This window comes from Bacillus sp. GW823-FHT06B01 (assembly GCF_058952315.1).
Genome location: NZ_JBXAHR010000001.1, coordinates 648,111 through 665,374, shown reverse-complemented (window position 1 = coordinate 665,374; position 17,264 = coordinate 648,111). Strand labels below are relative to the sequence as shown.

The window sequence follows — 17,264 nt, the reverse complement described above, 5'->3', positions numbered from 1 at the left end:
AGAATATATTTTTATAAAATGAGAGGGTTATAAATGGAACAAAATAAATTAGTTTTAGAAGGACAAAAAAGGCTTAAGTGGGAAGCGCGCGAAATTAAGTCTATACAGGATGATGAAATTATCGTTAAAACAATTGCAGGTGCAATAAGTATTGGAGCAGAGTTACCGCAGTATAATGGATCTGATGTTACAGATACCAATCCTTTTTATCCAAGAAAGACTGGATATGAAAGTTATGGTGAAGTTATTCAAGTTGGTAATAAAGTAACAAAATTAAAAGTAGGCGATAAAGTAGTTTCTTTTTATGGACATGAAACAGTAGGAATAGTTAAAGGGGATAAAGTAATTCGAGTGCCTAGTTATATAAAATCTAAAGTTGCTTTATTATCTATTCTTTCGTGTGATGCTGCTAAAGGGGTATTGAAGCTAGACCCGCGACGGGATGAAAAAGTACTCATTACTGGAATGGGAGTGATTGGTTTACTCGCTTGTTATTTTTTAAAATACTATGTAGGTGTTGAGCATGTGGATGTTGTTGAGCCTAATAAAAATAGAAGGGAATTTGCAAAGAAGTTTGGTGCGAAAAATCTCTTTGATTTGGAAGAGAAAGTTATAAATACGTATAATTACGGTTTAGAATGTTCTGCTACAAATAGAGGGTTTCACACATTGCAAAAGGCTATTAATAGTAATGGGGCGATATGTATTCTTTCTGATGGTAATATAGAAGACCTAACATTAACCGCTGACTTTTATCGAAAAGAATTGCAAATCATTGGTTCAAGTGATGGATATGATTACCAAAAACATGCAGATTGGTTTTTTAGTCAAATAGAACAGACGCCATGGATAGAAGAGATTTTTCAACATGAAATTCATTATACTGCACTTAAAAAATGTTTTGAGGAATTAAGTGAAGGAATAATTACTCCTTTAAAAGTATTTGTCTCATATAAATAAAATGACCATGTACTTATCACGTAGCTCACTTATATTTCGTCACTAATATGATAACAAAACGAGGAGTAGAATGTACGGGGATTTTTAATAGGTACAACGGGTTGTGTAAACAGGGAAGGGGTTTTGCTTTTTCATTATGTACAAATAGTATATTATCTTTCTCAATGTACATATTAAGTAAGGTATTTAATATCATGTACATAAAAGGCGGGGTAATATGGATGAAAATAAGAAAAATGAAGAATTGATTAAATTTAAGAAACAATGGTTTAATGAAGATAATCAACCAGTAGCTGGTATAGAGTTAGCTTTACCGCCTGATATAGGTAGCATGTTAGACTCGAAATCAGTTGATGATAAAAGTGGAGAAAGTAATAATGAATAAGTTTAATCTATACGCATCCATTTGGGTGCTTTTGTTTTTTTTGACATTAGAAGATGGATCATCAAATCCTTATTGAAAAAAGGTTGGGCTAAATAGATCCATTTTCTATATATGTAAGTTTTAATTTTCACAAAAAAGTTTAATTAAAGTTCATTTAGAATGCTATATGAAATGGGAATGCTAATAACATTTACCATTAAAGGATTGGGCAATTATGCATATTATTGTTGAAAGCATTATTTTAATTCTCACTGGGATTCTTGCATTAAAAATGACAGGCAGTAAATCCGTTAGCCAAATGACAAGAGCTGAAATCATTATAGTAGTATCAATTGCGCGTATTATTGTAGAGCCTGTATTAAGTAGGAAAGTAGTCCCATCTATATTTGCAGCTGTAATATTTGCAAGCGTACTTCTTATCATTCATTTCTTTGAACTGAAATCAAGGAAGGCGGAACAATTTCTAAATGGCAGTAGCTTTGTAATTGTTGAAAACGGAGAGATTATTAAAGCGAACTTGATGAAGGCAAAAATGTCTGAACAACAACTTTATATGCAATTAAGAGAAAAAGGAATACATGATTTAAAGAGTTTGCAGCAAGTTACAGCTGAGCCGAATGGGCGTATTGGTTATCAATTAATAGAGAAAGCTCAACCGATAACTTTAGAAATGTTAGAAAAAATATTAGATCAGTACAATACAAAAAGGTAATTTCTCTTGAGGAAAGCTAATACCACAAGGGAAGTATTGGCTTTTTTGTTTTTCTAGAAAAGCATAATGGTTAATAAAAAAGAGTGGATTTTACACCAATCTTTAAATTAGATATAGGCTTATTAATATGCTATATTCAATGGACCTATAGTGACTGTGGTGAAAAAAGCAGCGTTACAATGAATAGGTCTTTCATGTGATATTAAACATGAGATAAAAATAAGGAGATAGAAATATAATGGAATTTTGGGAATCAAGCTTTATTGAGAAACAAACGATGTGGGGATTTGAACCTACAGAATCTGCACTTTTGACAAAAGATTTTTTTGTGGAAAAGAGCGTTAAAGACATATTAGTTCCGGGTATTGGCTATGGGAGAAACGCAAAGGTATTTATCGAAAATAGTATAAATGTAACAGGTATTGAAATTTCGAAAACGGCGATCGATTTAGCAAGAGAAAATGGACTAGAAGATGTTAGTATGTATCACGGTTCAGTAAGCGAAATGCCTTTTGATAATAAACTGTATGATGGGATATTTAGTCATGCACTTCTTCATTTGTTGAATGAGCAGGAAAGAGAGAAATTTATTAAAGATTGTTATAATCAGTTAAAACCTGATGGATATATGGTTTTTACAACTGTATCTAAAAAAGCTCCAATGTATGGAAAAGGAAGACAGTTGGATAAAGATTATTATGAGATAATGGAAGGTATAAAAATGTACTTCTATGATTCTGAATCTATAAAACAAGATTTTAATAAATATGGACTAGTACAAGTTTCGGAAATTGATGAACCAAATAAGAATGTAGAAAATAAACCTTCAATTAATTTCTTAATGATAAAATGTAGAAAAGACCTGTAAAAAATTAGTATATATTAATTGTATATTATGTATAAATAATAAAACACACAAGAAATTATGAATGAATTAGAAGTCTTAATAGCGATAGGTCTAGAGAAACAAGATTAGATAGCGCTTAAAATATGGGGAAATACAGTGATAAAATGAGAAACAAAATGTGTTTGATATTTTTTGTGGAGTTTTAATGTCAGAAAAAGAAGAAATGGAGAAAATAAAATATGATTTTAGGAATTTCATATTTTGATATTTTTCGTATCATAATTATTGTATTGTTTTTTTTCATTTTCTGGAGATTGAATACTTGGTATAATAAGAAATATAATGTTCCTAAGGTTTTTCAATGGCTTCCTAGAAGATGGGGGAAAAGAAAAGTTTCAGAGCATTTGTCTCAATTAGAAAAAAAGTTAGAAGCTGAAGGTAAAGGTATTTGGGTTACAATCTATGCTATAGATTTGTACATTGTAACTATTCCTTGTACCGTAAAAAAATATAAATTTTAATACATATATATTTATAGAAGGGACCGTTTCTTTTAAAAGATACAGTCCCTTCTATAAATTTGTCAATGTAATGTAATTAAGTGATGCGTAAGAACTCGTATCGTTATCCCAAAGTATCGCCTTATATACGTTTAATGAGTTTTATCCCCTCAACAAAGAAAAGCACTAAGTGTATAGTGTTCATTACAAACCATAACATGAGCTTTGAGTTCTTCACAGTTTTCAACTGACTTGATTTTGTATTAGAAAATTCTATCTTTAAAGACATTAATATAATAGTATTAGACATAAAACCTAACAATATAAATCCGAATAAAGGTAAGTTTGTAATAGCGCCTATTACCATAATTGCTATGTATACTATAGTTAGCTTTTTAATATACTGTTTATCTTCTTTTAAATTATCTATATTTTTGGTTTTGAACCAGTTTCTTACTATTCTTACAAAAATAATAGTTTGAAATACTAGTACAATTATACTAACAAAGAGAAGGAACAAAGTTCTTAAATTATTTTCCATTAAACCGTTCATTTCGTATGTACCCCTTTTATTTATGTTTATAGTATGAAAATGTAATTTTCAAAGAACCTGCATGTGATTAGTAACGGTACTCGTTCTCTATTTTCATGTTACTCTATCCTTGTTAATTATGGAAAAGGACAAATCTAAGCATTTAACTGTTAGTATGGTATACCCTTTATATATTTTAGGTTAATTTTGATTGTTTGCATATAATTTTATATTGGAATAAGTAATACGTCAAAATGTTTTGTGAAAATTTCGGCTATTAATTGCTTGTACAAAAGAAAAAGATTAGTAGGTGGTCATATCGTAATGGGCGAAGTATACCTTATCTGTTGTCTGCTTAAAATGAAGTTTAACCATGTTGAAAATATGATTTTCATTTAGTATTTCTAGAAACAATAATGTGGTTAATTATGGTGAAATTTAAAATGGAGGAAAAACGTTATACCACTAGAGTGAATATATTCAAAGCCATATCATGTGTAGTGTTTAATATAATTAGGGGGAACTATATGACAAGAAAACAGATAATCATTACCTTATTTTCAATTACAGCGTTCATACTAATTTTAGTATCACTTGGTGTTTTTGAGGAAGAACTAAAAGAAACAGATTATAGTGAAGTTGTACAATTCATGGAAGATATGAAAAACAAAGAAGAAGTTGAGATTGATGTAGTTACTTACTATTCAGGTAAGGCCTCTTTAGAGAATAGTGTACTCAAACAACCAAATGGTTGGATTATTTATCGTTTAAAAGCTCGTTATGATAAAGTAACAAATAAAAGTTGGATAGATGTGACGCCTGATCTTAGCCGTTTTAAGAATGTGGAGAAAATTTCTGGGGATCTCATTACCTCGCACCAACAATGCGGCTATATTAATCATAATACAGACGAGAATAAAGGAAAAGTAGGATACATGTTAACAGAATGCTTCCATAAGTGGGAATACGATGTGAAGCCATCAGGGTTTGAAGGATATAGGATTAATTACACAGTATTACCGATTTTAGGTTTAAAATAAATTTAGTATTTGTTTTATCAATTTGTTAATCAATTAGCTGATACTGTAGCTGAACAAGTAATGTATGATATTAAATTTATATTTTAATAATAGTTTTGGCTTATCTTTTTTAGGCTATTTGCAATGAGTTGAATAACCTTTATTCTAAAATAGTAATTAAGGAAATTATTTAGTGTTAATATAAATTCTTATATATTGATTATGCACAAATAAAAAGGACAAGCATATAATAGAAATACCTATTAACTTTAAGTAACCTTAACTTTCGTTAATAGGGTATCTCAAAATCCCCAAAAAGAGCACTTGCGGAAACAAGTGCTCTTTTATTTTTTGTTTATTGAAGATGATTAAATTTCGTCCGACTAATATGGAATTTTAAACCATTATTTTATATAAAGTGGTAAAATAAGTAGGGGGAATTTGTAAGGGGGCGAGGGATTTGAAACTAAAAGAGCTGGCGGATTTGTTTTTGATTAAAGAAACCATTGGAGATATGAATGTAGAAATTACGGGATTAGAAATGGATTCTAGAAAAATAACTAGTGGAAATTTATTTATATGTGTATCAGGTATCGATGGTTTTCTTGAAGATCGACATCAATTTGTTGAAAATGCAGTAAAAAATGGCGCTGTGGCGTTAATTGTAGAAAGAGATGTAAATATTGAAATACCTAAAATAATTGTTAATGATGCACGATACGCTATGGCAGTTATTGCGTCACATTTCTATGGTTACCCGTCTAATAAAATGAAGCTAATTGGAATTACAGGAACAAATGGTAAAACAACCACTTCCTATTTACTTGAAAAAATTTTAACTGATTATGGATTTCAAACAGGGCTTATGGGGAATAACGGAGTGAAAGTTGGTTCGAAATGGTATCCTACTGATATTAATACGCAAGAACCACCGATACTTCAGCGGAATTTGCAAACGATGAAAAATCATAATACAGATTATTGTGTTATGGAAGTTACCTCACAAGGTTTACATATGGAAAGAGTTAAAGGGTGTAACTTTAAAACCGCTGTTTTTAAAAATTTAACGCAAGATCATTTGGATTACCATGGAACATTTGAGGAATATAAGCAAGTAAAAGGCCTTCTATTTTCCAGATTAGGAAATGACTTTTCTATTACAGATAAAAAATTTGTTGTATTGAATGCAGACGATCCGTCGGTAGAATACTTTAAAAAAATTACTTCAGCTGAGGTTATCACATATGGGATACATAATAAAGCAGATGTTCAAGCGAAGAACATAACTTTAAGCCCAAAAGGAATTCGTTTTGTAGTTGCATCCTTTAATGGAGAAATAGAAATCCATCTAAATCTAATAGGCCGCTTTAATGTCTATAATGCATTAGCAGCAATAACAGCTGCATTGGTTGAAGGTATTCCGCTTACAAACATTAGTGACAGCTTATATAACTTAAAGAGCATTGAAGGTAGAATGGAAATTATAGACGAAAACCAAGATTTCCTTGTAATAGTGGACTACGCTCATACACCGGATGCGTTAGAAAATGTCCTCTCTACAATTAGCGAGTTTTCAAAAGGTAAAATCATTACTGTTTTCGGTTGCGGTGGAGATAGAGACGCGAAAAAACGATCTATAATGGGTGGAATTGCTGGAAGTTATAGTGATTTTGTTTTTATTACTTCTGACAATCCACGTTCGGAAGACCCGAAGGCAATAATTAAAGATATTGAAAAAGGATTTTCACAGAATAATAATTTGAATTATAAAATAGAAGTAGATCGTGAACTAGCTATAAATCATGCAATACACATGGCATCTACTAATGATATTGTTTTGATTGCAGGGAAGGGTCATGAAACGTATCAAATTTTAAAAGATTCAACTATTCATTTTGATGATAAAGAAAAAGCTCGACAAGCAATTATTAATAAAATGAATGAATTCAATTAATAGCTAAATAGTATTTCTAATAAAAATAATATTTTAAATGAAGTTAAAACTAATAACGAAGCAATTTTCCAAGGATTTATAATTGAAAGGTAAGGGTGTTTCTATGAATATAGGAGGAAAAAACCTTACCTTTTATAGTTTTATTTATTAAAAACAAATGTTATAGCATTTGTTTTTAATAAAATGTGTCTTTCGTTTCGGACTATATCATAAGCTAATTCTTTTATTTCAACTTTCATTTCCTTCCAGTCTTCATAAATATTTTTTAATAGATATATCATTTTATCAGTAGGAAGGTTAATTTCAACTAAAGCATCTAATTCTTCATTTGTATGTAAGTCGATTTCTTGTATGTTCGAGTTAATAATTAAACAATTGATACCACCAATCTTTGTACCTTTTTTCATAGAATGGAGCACGTTTTTTAAATCTTCTTCTGATTGAACATGCTCTAAACTTGATACTGCAATGATGTAATCATAAGTGTTAGGGGCAATATAGTAGTTTTCAATAGCTGCTTGTTCTGTTTTTATAACTTCAAATACATCATGTTCTTTGCTATAAGTTTGTAATTTTGTTAAAGCGGAATCCAGTAAGTCCACACAAGTAACAGTGCCGCTACCATTTTTTATTTTTTGTGCAAGTGGAATACTATTTCTTCCAACGCCAGAGCCCAGGTCAAGTACTTGTAAGTTAGTTTGTCCTTCAAAGTAATCCATTAAGTCCATAACGGTTTTAACCGGTTTGTAAAGCCAAGAGCCAGTTTCAAATAGTTTATATTCTTCATAGCAAAGGTCATGATATTTCTTTTCTTCGTTTCTTATGTAATCGATACGGTTCATATAGTTTCAGCTCCAATATTTTCATTCCAACATGGTCTTTCAGCTAAACTTGCTTTCGCATATAAAACTAATTCTATATTACTAATCAAGATTTTCACCTCGCTTTATAAGATATTTATATAATTCGATAAGAATAGAGGTAAACCTTTAGTCAGAGGATATTAAGATTTGTACTATAGAAAACTGATTTTCTTAAGTGATTAAAAAAATGTATAAACATGGAGAGGAAAATGCATATGATGTTTTATGAAATTGTTTGCTTTTCTTGCAAAAATGTATTTCGTGTTTACGAAGGTAGTGAAAAATATAAACGATTTAAAGAGAAACCGAAAGGAACATATTGTTGCGATGAGTGTAGCCACAAAATTCAATTAGAAGCGATAAAGCATTTATTTAGATAGCTTATATATCCGGAAAAGTTTGACAATAAAAGCATTATAAATTATCATATGAAAAAACTAATATATAAAGTGGCATGGAAGAGAAGAGTAGTTAAGAAAGGTTACGTACAGAGAGCTCTGGTTGCTGAGAATGAGCGGTATAAATCTTAATGAAAAAAGACTTGGAGCTGCGCAAGGAACTAATTTGTTTAGGGATGGTGCGACGGGTTCTCCCGTTATAGAGATAGGGTATACGCAAATTTTGCCGTACCTGAAGAGGTTAATATGGCGACATATTAACAAACTGAGGTGGTACCGCGAAGTTAACAACTCTCGTCCTCAAGATGAATAATCTTGGGGGTGGGAGTTTTTTTATTGCATAAAACTGAAAGTGTGAAAACAAAAAATCAGTTGAGGTGAATAATATATGCATTGGGCGTATGAAGTAGCACATGAATTAATAAGGAAACATCCAAACAAAGAAACTTTTGTTTGTGCATCTGGAATCAGTCCATCTGGTTCTGTTCATATCGGGAACTTTCGCGAAATAATAACGACTTATTTCGTTGTAAGAGCACTTCAAGATTTAGGGAAAAAGACTTGTTTTATATTTTCATGGGATGATTATGATAGGTTTAGAAAAGTCCCTAAAAATATTGATCTATCTTTTGCAAAATATATTGGTATGCCATACTGTGATATTCCAGATCCATATGGCTGTCATAATTCGTATGCAGAGCATTTTGAAAAAGAGTTTGAGAAATCGCTTCAAGTATTTGGGATTGAAGTGGAATTCATATACCAACATGCTGAATATAGAAGCGGAAGGTATAACAAAAACATATTAGAGGCTTTATATAAAAGAAAAGAAATATATGATATTTTAATGAGTTTTAAAACTGGAGAGTGTAGTGAAGAAGAGCGAGAGAGCTTTTATCCGGTTACGTTATATTGTGAGAGATGCGGGAAAGATGCAACAACGATTACACATTTTGATGAAGTATTAAAAATAGTACGGTATGAATGTGAATGCGGAAATCAAAATGAGTTATCGGTATTAAATACAAATAAAATGAAATTGAATTGGAAAATCGATTGGCCGATGAGGTGGATGATAGAGGATGTTATTTTTGAACCGGGTGGAAGAGATCATTCATCAGAAACGGGTAGTTATAATGTATCAAAGGAAATTGCGATGGAAATATTCAATCGTGAAGCTCCTCATTATGTTTCTTATGATTTCATTGGCATTAAAGGGAATCATAAAAAAATGTCTAGTTCCTCAGGGAATAGTATTACACCTAGCGAGCTGTTAAAAGTGTATTTGCCCGAAGTAATTCTTTTTATGTTTGCTAAATATAGACCAAACGCAGCTTTTCATATCGGCCTTGATGAAGATGTGATTCGCAATTATACAGAGTATGAACGATTAAAAGATAGTTATGAAAATAAAACGCTCAAAAATGAAGATTTATTTGATGCAATTAAACTCTCTAAAGTTGATAGCGGGTTTAAAGAGTATCCAAAGTTTAATCAGGTTGCTGGAACGTTACCGCTATTAAATTTTGATTCATCTATTTTACAAGGTATGTTAGAAAATACAGATAGGAGTTATGCATTAGATGCTATTATAGCGATATGTAACCGTGCAGAGTATTGGATAAGAAACTTTCAATCTGAAAAATTAATTGCGGTAAATCTAGAGAGAAATACAGAGTTTTACAACACATTAGATGAAAGACAGAAAGAATGGCTAGTAGAAGTTTGCAACATACTTCGTTCTAACAAAGATTACTCTAACTTAATGGAACAATTGTATTCGATTTGTCATCATGAAAATAAAAAAATAATGAAAGAAAATCAAAAACAATTATTTATTATTATATATAGGCTCATAATAAATCAGTCTAGCGGCCCACGTATACCGTTATTAATACATGTAGTAGGCATTGAAAAATTCATCACATTATTAGATTTCTAAAAAATAAAGGAAACGCAAGTACTCAGAGATCTAAGCTAAGTACTTGCGTTTCATATTTTGCTACCGTGAATACATTTTCGGACATTCATCACCACGTGGTTCATAAAAACAATGACTTTTAAACTGTCCTACAAACGGCTGATTATACCATTCAGGTGGACAAGCACCAACTGGACGGAAATACCAAAGAGCCCAACGTGCTGGCCAGCGCCATTCACCTTGTAAAACTTTTCTAGCGATATCTTTTTCTGATTCACGAGCGCGTTGATAAAAATATCCGTATTGCACTGCTTCAAATCCGCCAGGGCTTTGATATACTGCATCACGTACAGATCGAAGTTGTTTAAAATCTAAGCAATCACAAAATACACGATTTACTACTACGCAGCCAACAAGTTGTTCACCTTGTCGACCTTCTCCTTCAGCTTCAGCACGAATTAAACGAGCTAGCAAATCAACATCGCTTTCGTTATATGGAATAAGGGGCATAGTGCTACCACCTTTCTTTACCTGTTATAGTAAAGAGTGTATGTATGAAAATAAGCTAGGTGCTTTTCTATATGTAAATTTATTAATTTTTCAGAGGAGCTTTTGTGAAAAAAGCTAATTAGTAATTGTAGACTAATATAAATGGGGAGAGATAAAATGTATCGAATTCATAAAGGCCATATTATTTACGCAATGTCACCAGAAAATAAACCATGTATGGAAGTAGAAATTGGGAGTCGCCTTGTATTTGAAACATATGATTGCTTTGAAAATCAAATTGATTCTGAAGATGTTGTGTTTCAAGAATTAGATTGGAACCGGATTAATCCAGCGACTGGCCCAGTATATATTAATGATGCAGAACCTGGTGATATATTAGTTGTAACAATTGAAAAGATAAAAATTGCAGAGCAAGGTGTTTTAACTACAGGGGCAAATCTAGGCGTAATGGGTGAAGAGCTACATGAAAATACAGTGAAGATCGTCCCAATACATAATGAACATGTTTTGTTTTCAAATGAACTACAAATCCCGATTAATCCAATGATCGGTGTAATTGGTACTGCGCCGAAAGAAGAGAGCATTTCATGTGGCACACCTCATGATCACGGCGGGAATATGGATTGTAAAGAGATAAGAGAAGGGACAACATTATTATTACCTGTAAATGTTCCTGGTGCTTTATTAGCATTAGGTGATTTACACGCAGCGATGGGTGATGGTGAAATTGGTGTTAGTGGAGTAGAGGTTGCTGGTGAGGTGACGGTAACTGTTCAGATTATAAAAGGAAAGAAATGGCCACTACCAATGGCGATCCAAAAAGAAAAACTTATGACGATTGCTTCAGAGAAATTGTTAGATGATGCAGCGAATCGCGCTGTACGTAATATGGTGACATTTTTACATAAGGAATTAGAAATGTCTAAAGCAGACGCAACGCTTTTATTATCAGCTGCAGGCGATTTAAAAGTATGCCAAGTTGTGGACCCGCTGAAGACTGCTCGAGTGGAACTAGGTATGAATTATGTGGAGAAGCTAGGTTTTAATTTGAGTGAATTTCATATTAAATAAGAATGATAGAAGAAGGATGCTGTTGTATAAAAGTATCCTTTTTTAATTTACGGATTTAATAAAAAAAGGTAGTATTTATTTTATATTATTGTAAATAAGATTGTGGATCGAAAAAGGAGTTAACAAATGGTTAAAATTATGATTGTAGAAGACGATATGAAAATTGCAGAACTATTATCAACACATGTTGCGAAATACGGGTATGAAGGAATTATTGTATCGGATTTTCAAAATGTATTAGACATTTTTTTAGAAGAACAACCAGAGTTAGTTTTATTAGATATTAATTTACCAAGTTTTGATGGGTACTATTGGTGTCGTCAAATTCGCGGAGTTTCTACATGTCCGATACTATTTATTTCAGCCCGTGAAGGTACGATGGATCAAGTTATGGCATTAGAAAACGGTGGTGATGATTTCATTTCAAAGCCATTCCATTACGAAGTGGTAATGGCTAAAATTCGTAGTCATTTAAGACGTGCTTATGGAGATTATGCACCGAAAGTAGAAGAACGGATGGTTGAGCAACAAGGTCTTTGTTTATATCCTGAAAGGCTTGTATTGAAATTGCGTAATCAAGAGATTGATATAACGAGAAACGAAGCCATTTTATTAGAAATGTTAATGAAAAATTATCCGCGTGTTGTGGGTAGAGAAGTGTTGTTGAATAAATTATGGGATAGCGAATCTTATGTTGATGATAATACTTTAAGCGTAAATACAACTCGTGTGCGAAAAAAGTTAAAAACGTTACAGATTGAAGATGCGATTGAAACGATTCGTAGTGTCGGTTATAGATTACATATTACTTGGGATACTGGTATGGAGAAATGATAAAATTATTTATTCGTGATCATATACCACTTATCTGTTTTACAGCAATCCAATTACTAGCCATATTTCTTGTATATTGGTTTGATGGGCATAACCATATTGCAACGGCATTATATGCAATGTTTTTAGGTGTCTTTTTTATGGTAGTCTATTTAGTATTTCGTTACTTTACACATCGCTCTTTTTATGAACGATTAGCAAATCCGCTTGAATCTTTGGATGAATCTGTTCAAAAATCTGATTTTTCAGCTGTATCTACTGCGCTTCAAGACCTACTTGAGGTGCAATATCGCTATTATCAAAATCAGCTGCAAATACAAGAGAGAAAAAATAGTGATCATTTAACCTTTATGAACCAGTGGATTCATCAAATGAAAACACCTTTATCTGTAATAGAATTAATTACACAAGATGAAGTAGACCCACGTTTTGAAAGTATAAATGAGGAAACAGATAGATTGAAAAAGGGGTTAGAGATGGCTTTGTATGTCGCACGTTTAGAAGCATTTACCCAAGATTTTTATGTGGAAAAAGTACAGCTACATAAAATAGTGAATGATTCCGTGCATGAACATAAACGCTTCTTTATCCGGAATTTTGTATATCCAGAGCTTAAAATTGATAAGGATATTACTGTGGAAAGTGATGCAAAATGGTTACAATTTTTAATTGGACAAATACTATCGAATGCGATTAAATATTCGTCAGGTAGTAGAGAGAAGATTAAAGTAAATGCTTGTAAGGAAGGTAATAACGTTAAACTTGAAATTATCGATAGTGGTGTAGGAATTCCGAAGCAAGATTTACCAAGAGTGTTTAAACCTTTCTTTACAGGAGAAAATGGTAGAGATTTTAAAGAATCAACTGGAATGGGGCTATATCTTGTATATGAAATTACGAAACAATTAGGACATAGTGTAGAAATCCATTCAGAAGTTGGTAAAGGTACCGTTGTACGTATTATATTTTTTAATGTGTAAATAAGTGATCTAGGCTAAAGAACTTTGGAGATAAGTTTTTTAGCCTTATTTTATCCCGCTTTAATGGGCAGTCCGATTGGTTCAGCTAATAATTAGTGGGGGATGAAGAAAACTTCCATTGATTAAAGTTTCACCTTATAGCGATTATATGAAATGGTAAAAGGTCATCTTAGTATGTATAATGACACGCTATTAAATACGATTGTTAAATTAGAAGTATTTAATAAAAAGCTGATAAATAGTTTTTGTAAGAAAAAAGCCACCCCTTTGAAAGAGATAGCTTCATGAATACATCCTATGAATAAGTGTATCAACATTAATAAGTATAATGTTCGAATTCGTGATATGTTTTGTAGATTATAATAGAATTGGTCTTTTGTTTTTTCATGATACAGTATTGTAATTAAGTAAACAAACTTAATAGTTTATATCCAATTAATCCTAAAATAGTGATAGGAACCATCATTAAGAAAGAAGAAATTCGATTAGCATTAGAGCGTTCTAATACAAGAATCAAGATAATGCCGACTATCAATTCGGTATATCCAACAGGTAACATGTGACTATAGTCTTCAAAATTTAAAAGAATGTGAAGTCCATCCGTTACAAAAACTCCACTAATAAGCGCGCTTCCGAATTTATGAAGTGGATTTGTAGTATCTTTCCATAGATAACCTGCAGTTCCAAAGATAGTTCCTCCTATAAATGCACATACAATCCATACAGATATAAAATAAATAGAGTGAGCTACATTTTCAATAACTATTGCATAACCATAATAGCCTAATACCATACCGAGTAGTGCAAGGATACCAGAAAGTATAGCTGTACGCTTAGAATAGCTAAAGCTAGCCACAAAAAAGGATGGGACTAACCAAACGCTTCCTAGATTAGCTAATGAATTCCAATGTCCTGGAAGTATACCTTGCCCCAATTTAGTTAGTATACCAACAATTATCCCTACTATAATCGGGATGAGAAAAATCCTTAAAAACATATTTAACTTTGTGATTTTTAATGTCCTGTCCATAAATTCAATCCTTACATTAGTATTTTCTGTAAACATATAATAGCTTATTAAAGGGGGATAATCAATAAAAAATTATCGAAAAACAATAAGTGGTTATTGGATAACGAATAACATTTTGTTTTTATAATTAGGTGAATAAAATATCAAGAACTCGTTACTCAACCAAATGGTAAATCAAATAATATATGCAAGTAATGAAATTGCCCAAAACATGTAATTCAACTTAGTATAAATCTCTCGTATTTTCATGAAATGATTTATGATAAAAAGGAAACGAAAAGGGATTGATATAGTTTCCTCCTGTTTTTATTTACAATTTATTAGAAGGAGGGATTTTTTACTAGTTGTGAATGATAGGGGGATTGTAATGGATATTCGAAAAATAAAATATTTCATAACGGTGGCAGAAGAATTAAACTTTAGCCGTGCAGCAGAACGTCTAATGATGGCACAACCTCCTTTAAGCCAAGAAATTCGTAAATTAGAAGATGAATTAGGGGTCCAACTTTTTCATCGAACAAAAAGAGTGGTTGAGCTTACCGATGCTGGGAAAATATTTTTAGAAGGGTCTCGGCAAACGTTACTTCAAGTAGAAAGAACTATTAAAGAAACACAGCTTGCGGATGAAGGAAAGATTGGACATTTAATCATCGGTTTTGTCGATTCTACAGAAACGGTTATAAACATATTAAAAACATTTCGAGAACGCTTTCCTAAAATTCAGCTTATATTACGCGAGATGACAACAGACCAGCAAATAAAAGCACTCTATGAAAAACAAATTCACATTGGATTTATTCGTTCTAAGCAGAATAATGAAATATTGTCTTCCGAAGTTTGTTCTAAAGAACGTTTAAAATTGGTTTTACATGAAAATCACGCATTAGTTTCGTTACCTAATATTTCTATTAAAGAACTAGTAGATGAACCATTTGTTTTATTTCCTCGTCATTTCGGTACTAACTTTTATGATTTAATTATTAGTTACTTTTGGGAACATGGAGTAAGTTTAAATATTGTTCAAGAAGCAATTCAAATGCAGACGATTGTTAATTTAGTTGCAGCAGGAATGGGGATTTCTGTCGTTCCATCATCGGTGGAGAGTTATAAAAAATCGGGAGTCATATATAAAGATATTCAGGAACATACACCGGAAATAAACTTATACGCTGGATGGAGGCAGGATGAAAAGTCTGTCGTGCTCGAGAACTTCTTATCAGTTGTTAGAGAGATTTATACGACTTCACAATTTGAAAAGTAAAGGCCCATCTTGATTGGATGGGCAGTAGTGATTTGGGAAAGGTACTATATTTATTGTTAAGTCACTGACGATTTAACCTGTTTTACTTGGGTCATACTCAATGAAACCTTTTAGTACACTATCAATTTGACCCATAATTTCAGGTGACAATGTAACGCTAGAAGCAATTACATTTTCTCTTATTTGCTCCGGATCTGAAGCGCCAATAATTGCAGAGGAAACAGCTGGATTTTGTAGTACCCAAGCAACTGCGAGTTGAGATAAGGTAAGATTATTTTCAATTGCAATAGGATTAAGTTTCTGTATAGCAGTAAGTACATTATCACTCATCCAACGTTGTACGAGTTTATTGAAAAATGGTTTTCCTGCATCTGAATTAGCACGTGAGTGGGCAGGGATTGGTTTACCTGGTTGATATTTTCCAGTGAGAATACCTTGTGCGAGGGGAGACCAAACAATTTGGCCAAGTCCTTCACGTTGACATGTTGGAATCACATCAGTTTCTATAACTCGCCACAACATCGAATATTGAGGTTGGCTAGCGATAAGAGGGATTTTCAATTCTCGTGCAAGTGCTGCACCGCGTGTGATTTGTTCCGATTTCCATTCACTTACGCCTAAATAAAGGACTTTTCCTTGTCTTACAAGATCTGAGAAAGCTAACATTGTTTCTTCAAGAGGTGTTGTTGTATCGAATCGATGTGCATAATAGACATCAATGTAGTCTGTATGTAGCCGTTGTAACGATGCATTACAATTTTCTATGATATGTTTTCGTGATAAACCTCGATCATTTTTTCCAGGTCCGGTCGGATGACATACTTTTGTACAAAGTTCTATACTTTCTCGGCGTGTTCCTTTCAAAGAGCGACCAAGTACTTCCTCGGCAATAGTGTCCGAATAAACATCTGCAGTATCGAACGTTGTAATACCAACATCTAATGCGGCTTTCACACATTCATTTGCGGTATCTTCATTTACTTTTCCGCCATGGTTTATCCAGTTCCCGTATGCAATCTTGCTTACTGTTAATCCACTGTTTCCTAGTTTGCTAAATTCCATTGGAGAATCCCTCCTTAAAAATGATAACTTTATTATAAGAACTGAAATGTAGTCTGTATAATATAAAATTAATCATACAGTTATATAAAAATTATATAAGAGGGCGTGCTTAGAAGGGAATTATTAGGGGAATCTTAAAATAAAGGTATGCTTGTTCAATTTGAAGTTAAGAAATGATAAATAGACCTAGAAGAAAGCAATATTTTTAATAGCACATATAATTGCATTTACTCATACAGTACTATCATGGTACAATATGGTTACTAACGACGGAAAGGAATGATGGGTGGACGATGATTAACTAATCTTATTTTTAAATGTTGAAATGAAATAAATTTCAATTTCTAAAAAATAGGATTAGTCTGCCCAATTTCCATACAACGGTATTGCTACTTTTGTTGCGCAATAGCTTATTTGGGTATAAA

At 32.2% G+C, this 17,264-nt stretch carries 18 protein-coding genes and 1 other annotated feature; of the genes, 13 read left to right on the top strand and 5 right to left on the bottom strand.

Going from position 1 to position 17,264, the window contains the following annotated elements; all coding sequences use genetic code 11:
* Positions 1-33 precede the first annotated feature (33 nt).
* The 5 genes from AC1Q8N_RS03550 to AC1Q8N_RS03530 all read left to right on the top strand — a co-directional run bounded on the left by AC1Q8N_RS03550 (position 34) and on the right by AC1Q8N_RS03530 (position 3,425).
* Positions 34-960, top strand: coding sequence for a zinc-binding dehydrogenase (locus AC1Q8N_RS03550; RefSeq protein WP_098642387.1), 927 nt, complete (start codon positions 34-36; stop codon positions 958-960).
* A 217-nt stretch (positions 961-1,177) separates the two neighbouring features.
* Complete coding sequence (locus tag AC1Q8N_RS03545; protein WP_048547055.1) at positions 1,178-1,345, top strand: hypothetical protein; 168 nt, start codon at positions 1,178-1,180, stop codon at positions 1,343-1,345.
* A 214-nt stretch (positions 1,346-1,559) separates the two neighbouring features.
* Positions 1,560-2,057, top strand: coding sequence for a DUF421 domain-containing protein (locus tag AC1Q8N_RS03540; protein WP_048547056.1), 498 nt, complete (start codon positions 1,560-1,562; stop codon positions 2,055-2,057).
* Between the two features lie 238 nt (positions 2,058-2,295).
* Entirely contained in the window at positions 2,296-2,925 is a 630-nt protein-coding gene (locus tag AC1Q8N_RS03535) for a class I SAM-dependent methyltransferase (RefSeq protein WP_098642388.1), read from the top strand.
* A gap of 218 nt (positions 2,926-3,143) precedes the next feature.
* Complete coding sequence (locus AC1Q8N_RS03530) at positions 3,144-3,425, top strand: hypothetical protein (protein ID WP_098642389.1); 282 nt, start codon at positions 3,144-3,146, stop codon at positions 3,423-3,425.
* Between the two features lie 121 nt (positions 3,426-3,546).
* Here the strand turns inward: AC1Q8N_RS03530 and AC1Q8N_RS03525 are convergent, their stop codons facing one another.
* Positions 3,547-3,957, bottom strand: a complete 411-nt coding sequence (locus AC1Q8N_RS03525; protein WP_493521075.1) for a hypothetical protein — start codon at positions 3,955-3,957, stop codon at positions 3,547-3,549.
* Positions 3,958-4,463: 506 nt separating this feature from the next.
* On the opposite strand from AC1Q8N_RS03525, the gene AC1Q8N_RS03520 reads away from it, so the two are divergent.
* Positions 4,464-4,976, top strand: a complete 513-nt coding sequence (locus AC1Q8N_RS03520) for a hypothetical protein (protein WP_098642391.1) — start codon at positions 4,464-4,466, stop codon at positions 4,974-4,976.
* Positions 4,977-5,415: 439 nt separating this feature from the next.
* Positions 5,416-6,909 carry a UDP-N-acetylmuramoyl-L-alanyl-D-glutamate--2,6-diaminopimelate ligase gene (locus tag AC1Q8N_RS03515; protein WP_098642392.1) on the top strand — a complete coding sequence of 498 codons (1,494 nt, stop codon included), beginning with the start codon at positions 5,416-5,418 and terminating at the stop codon, positions 6,907-6,909.
* A 140-nt stretch (positions 6,910-7,049) separates the two neighbouring features.
* On the opposite strand, the gene AC1Q8N_RS03510 is transcribed toward AC1Q8N_RS03515, so the two are convergent.
* Entirely contained in the window at positions 7,050-7,751 is a 702-nt protein-coding gene (locus tag AC1Q8N_RS03510; RefSeq protein WP_098630512.1) for a class I SAM-dependent methyltransferase, read from the bottom strand.
* Positions 7,752-7,981: 230 nt separating this feature from the next.
* Here AC1Q8N_RS03510 and AC1Q8N_RS03505 point away from each other — a divergent pair, with 230 nt between their 5' ends.
* Both AC1Q8N_RS03505 and lysS read left to right on the top strand, forming a co-directional pair.
* A complete protein-coding gene (locus AC1Q8N_RS03505) occupies positions 7,982-8,152 on the top strand; it encodes a DUF2197 domain-containing protein (RefSeq protein WP_000551050.1) in 171 nt (56 codons plus the stop codon).
* Between the two features lie 66 nt (positions 8,153-8,218).
* Positions 8,219-8,475, top strand: a binding site (T-box leader).
* Positions 8,476-8,558: 83 nt separating this feature from the next.
* Positions 8,559-10,112: a lysine--tRNA ligase gene (gene lysS / locus AC1Q8N_RS03500; RefSeq protein ID WP_098642393.1), complete on the top strand. Its 1,554-nt coding sequence runs from the start codon at positions 8,559-8,561 to the stop codon at positions 10,110-10,112.
* Between the two features lie 60 nt (positions 10,113-10,172).
* On the opposite strand, the gene AC1Q8N_RS03495 is transcribed toward lysS, so the two are convergent.
* Complete coding sequence (locus AC1Q8N_RS03495; RefSeq protein ID WP_048547071.1) at positions 10,173-10,601, bottom strand: cell wall hydrolase; 429 nt, start codon at positions 10,599-10,601, stop codon at positions 10,173-10,175.
* 156 nt (positions 10,602-10,757) lie between these two features.
* On the opposite strand from AC1Q8N_RS03495, the gene AC1Q8N_RS03490 reads away from it, so the two are divergent.
* From AC1Q8N_RS03490 to AC1Q8N_RS03480, 3 genes are all read left to right on the top strand, one after another.
* Positions 10,758-11,672 carry an acetamidase/formamidase family protein gene (locus AC1Q8N_RS03490; RefSeq protein WP_098200131.1) on the top strand — a complete coding sequence of 305 codons (915 nt, stop codon included), beginning with the start codon at positions 10,758-10,760 and terminating at the stop codon, positions 11,670-11,672.
* Between the two features lie 126 nt (positions 11,673-11,798).
* Entirely contained in the window at positions 11,799-12,506 is a 708-nt protein-coding gene (locus tag AC1Q8N_RS03485; RefSeq protein WP_098200130.1) for a response regulator transcription factor, read from the top strand.
* Positions 12,503-13,486: a sensor histidine kinase gene (locus AC1Q8N_RS03480; RefSeq protein ID WP_493521074.1), complete on the top strand. Its 984-nt coding sequence runs from the start codon at positions 12,503-12,505 to the stop codon at positions 13,484-13,486. Before AC1Q8N_RS03485 ends, AC1Q8N_RS03480 begins: the two co-directional genes overlap by 4 nt.
* A gap of 403 nt (positions 13,487-13,889) precedes the next feature.
* Here AC1Q8N_RS03480 and AC1Q8N_RS03475 read toward each other — a convergent pair whose 3' ends face one another.
* On the bottom strand, positions 13,890-14,516 hold the full coding sequence (locus tag AC1Q8N_RS03475; protein WP_098642395.1) for a DUF6518 family protein: 627 nt from the start codon (positions 14,514-14,516) through the stop codon (positions 13,890-13,892).
* 367 nt (positions 14,517-14,883) lie between these two features.
* On the opposite strand from AC1Q8N_RS03475, the gene AC1Q8N_RS03470 reads away from it, so the two are divergent.
* Positions 14,884-15,777 (top strand): LysR family transcriptional regulator, encoded by an 894-nt coding sequence (locus AC1Q8N_RS03470; RefSeq protein WP_098200128.1) that lies wholly within the window; start codon positions 14,884-14,886, stop codon positions 15,775-15,777.
* Positions 15,778-15,849: 72 nt separating this feature from the next.
* On the opposite strand, the gene AC1Q8N_RS03465 is transcribed toward AC1Q8N_RS03470, so the two are convergent.
* Positions 15,850-16,839, bottom strand: a complete 990-nt coding sequence (locus tag AC1Q8N_RS03465) for an aldo/keto reductase family protein (RefSeq protein WP_048547080.1) — start codon at positions 16,837-16,839, stop codon at positions 15,850-15,852.
* Positions 16,840-17,264: the final 425 nt, after the last annotated feature.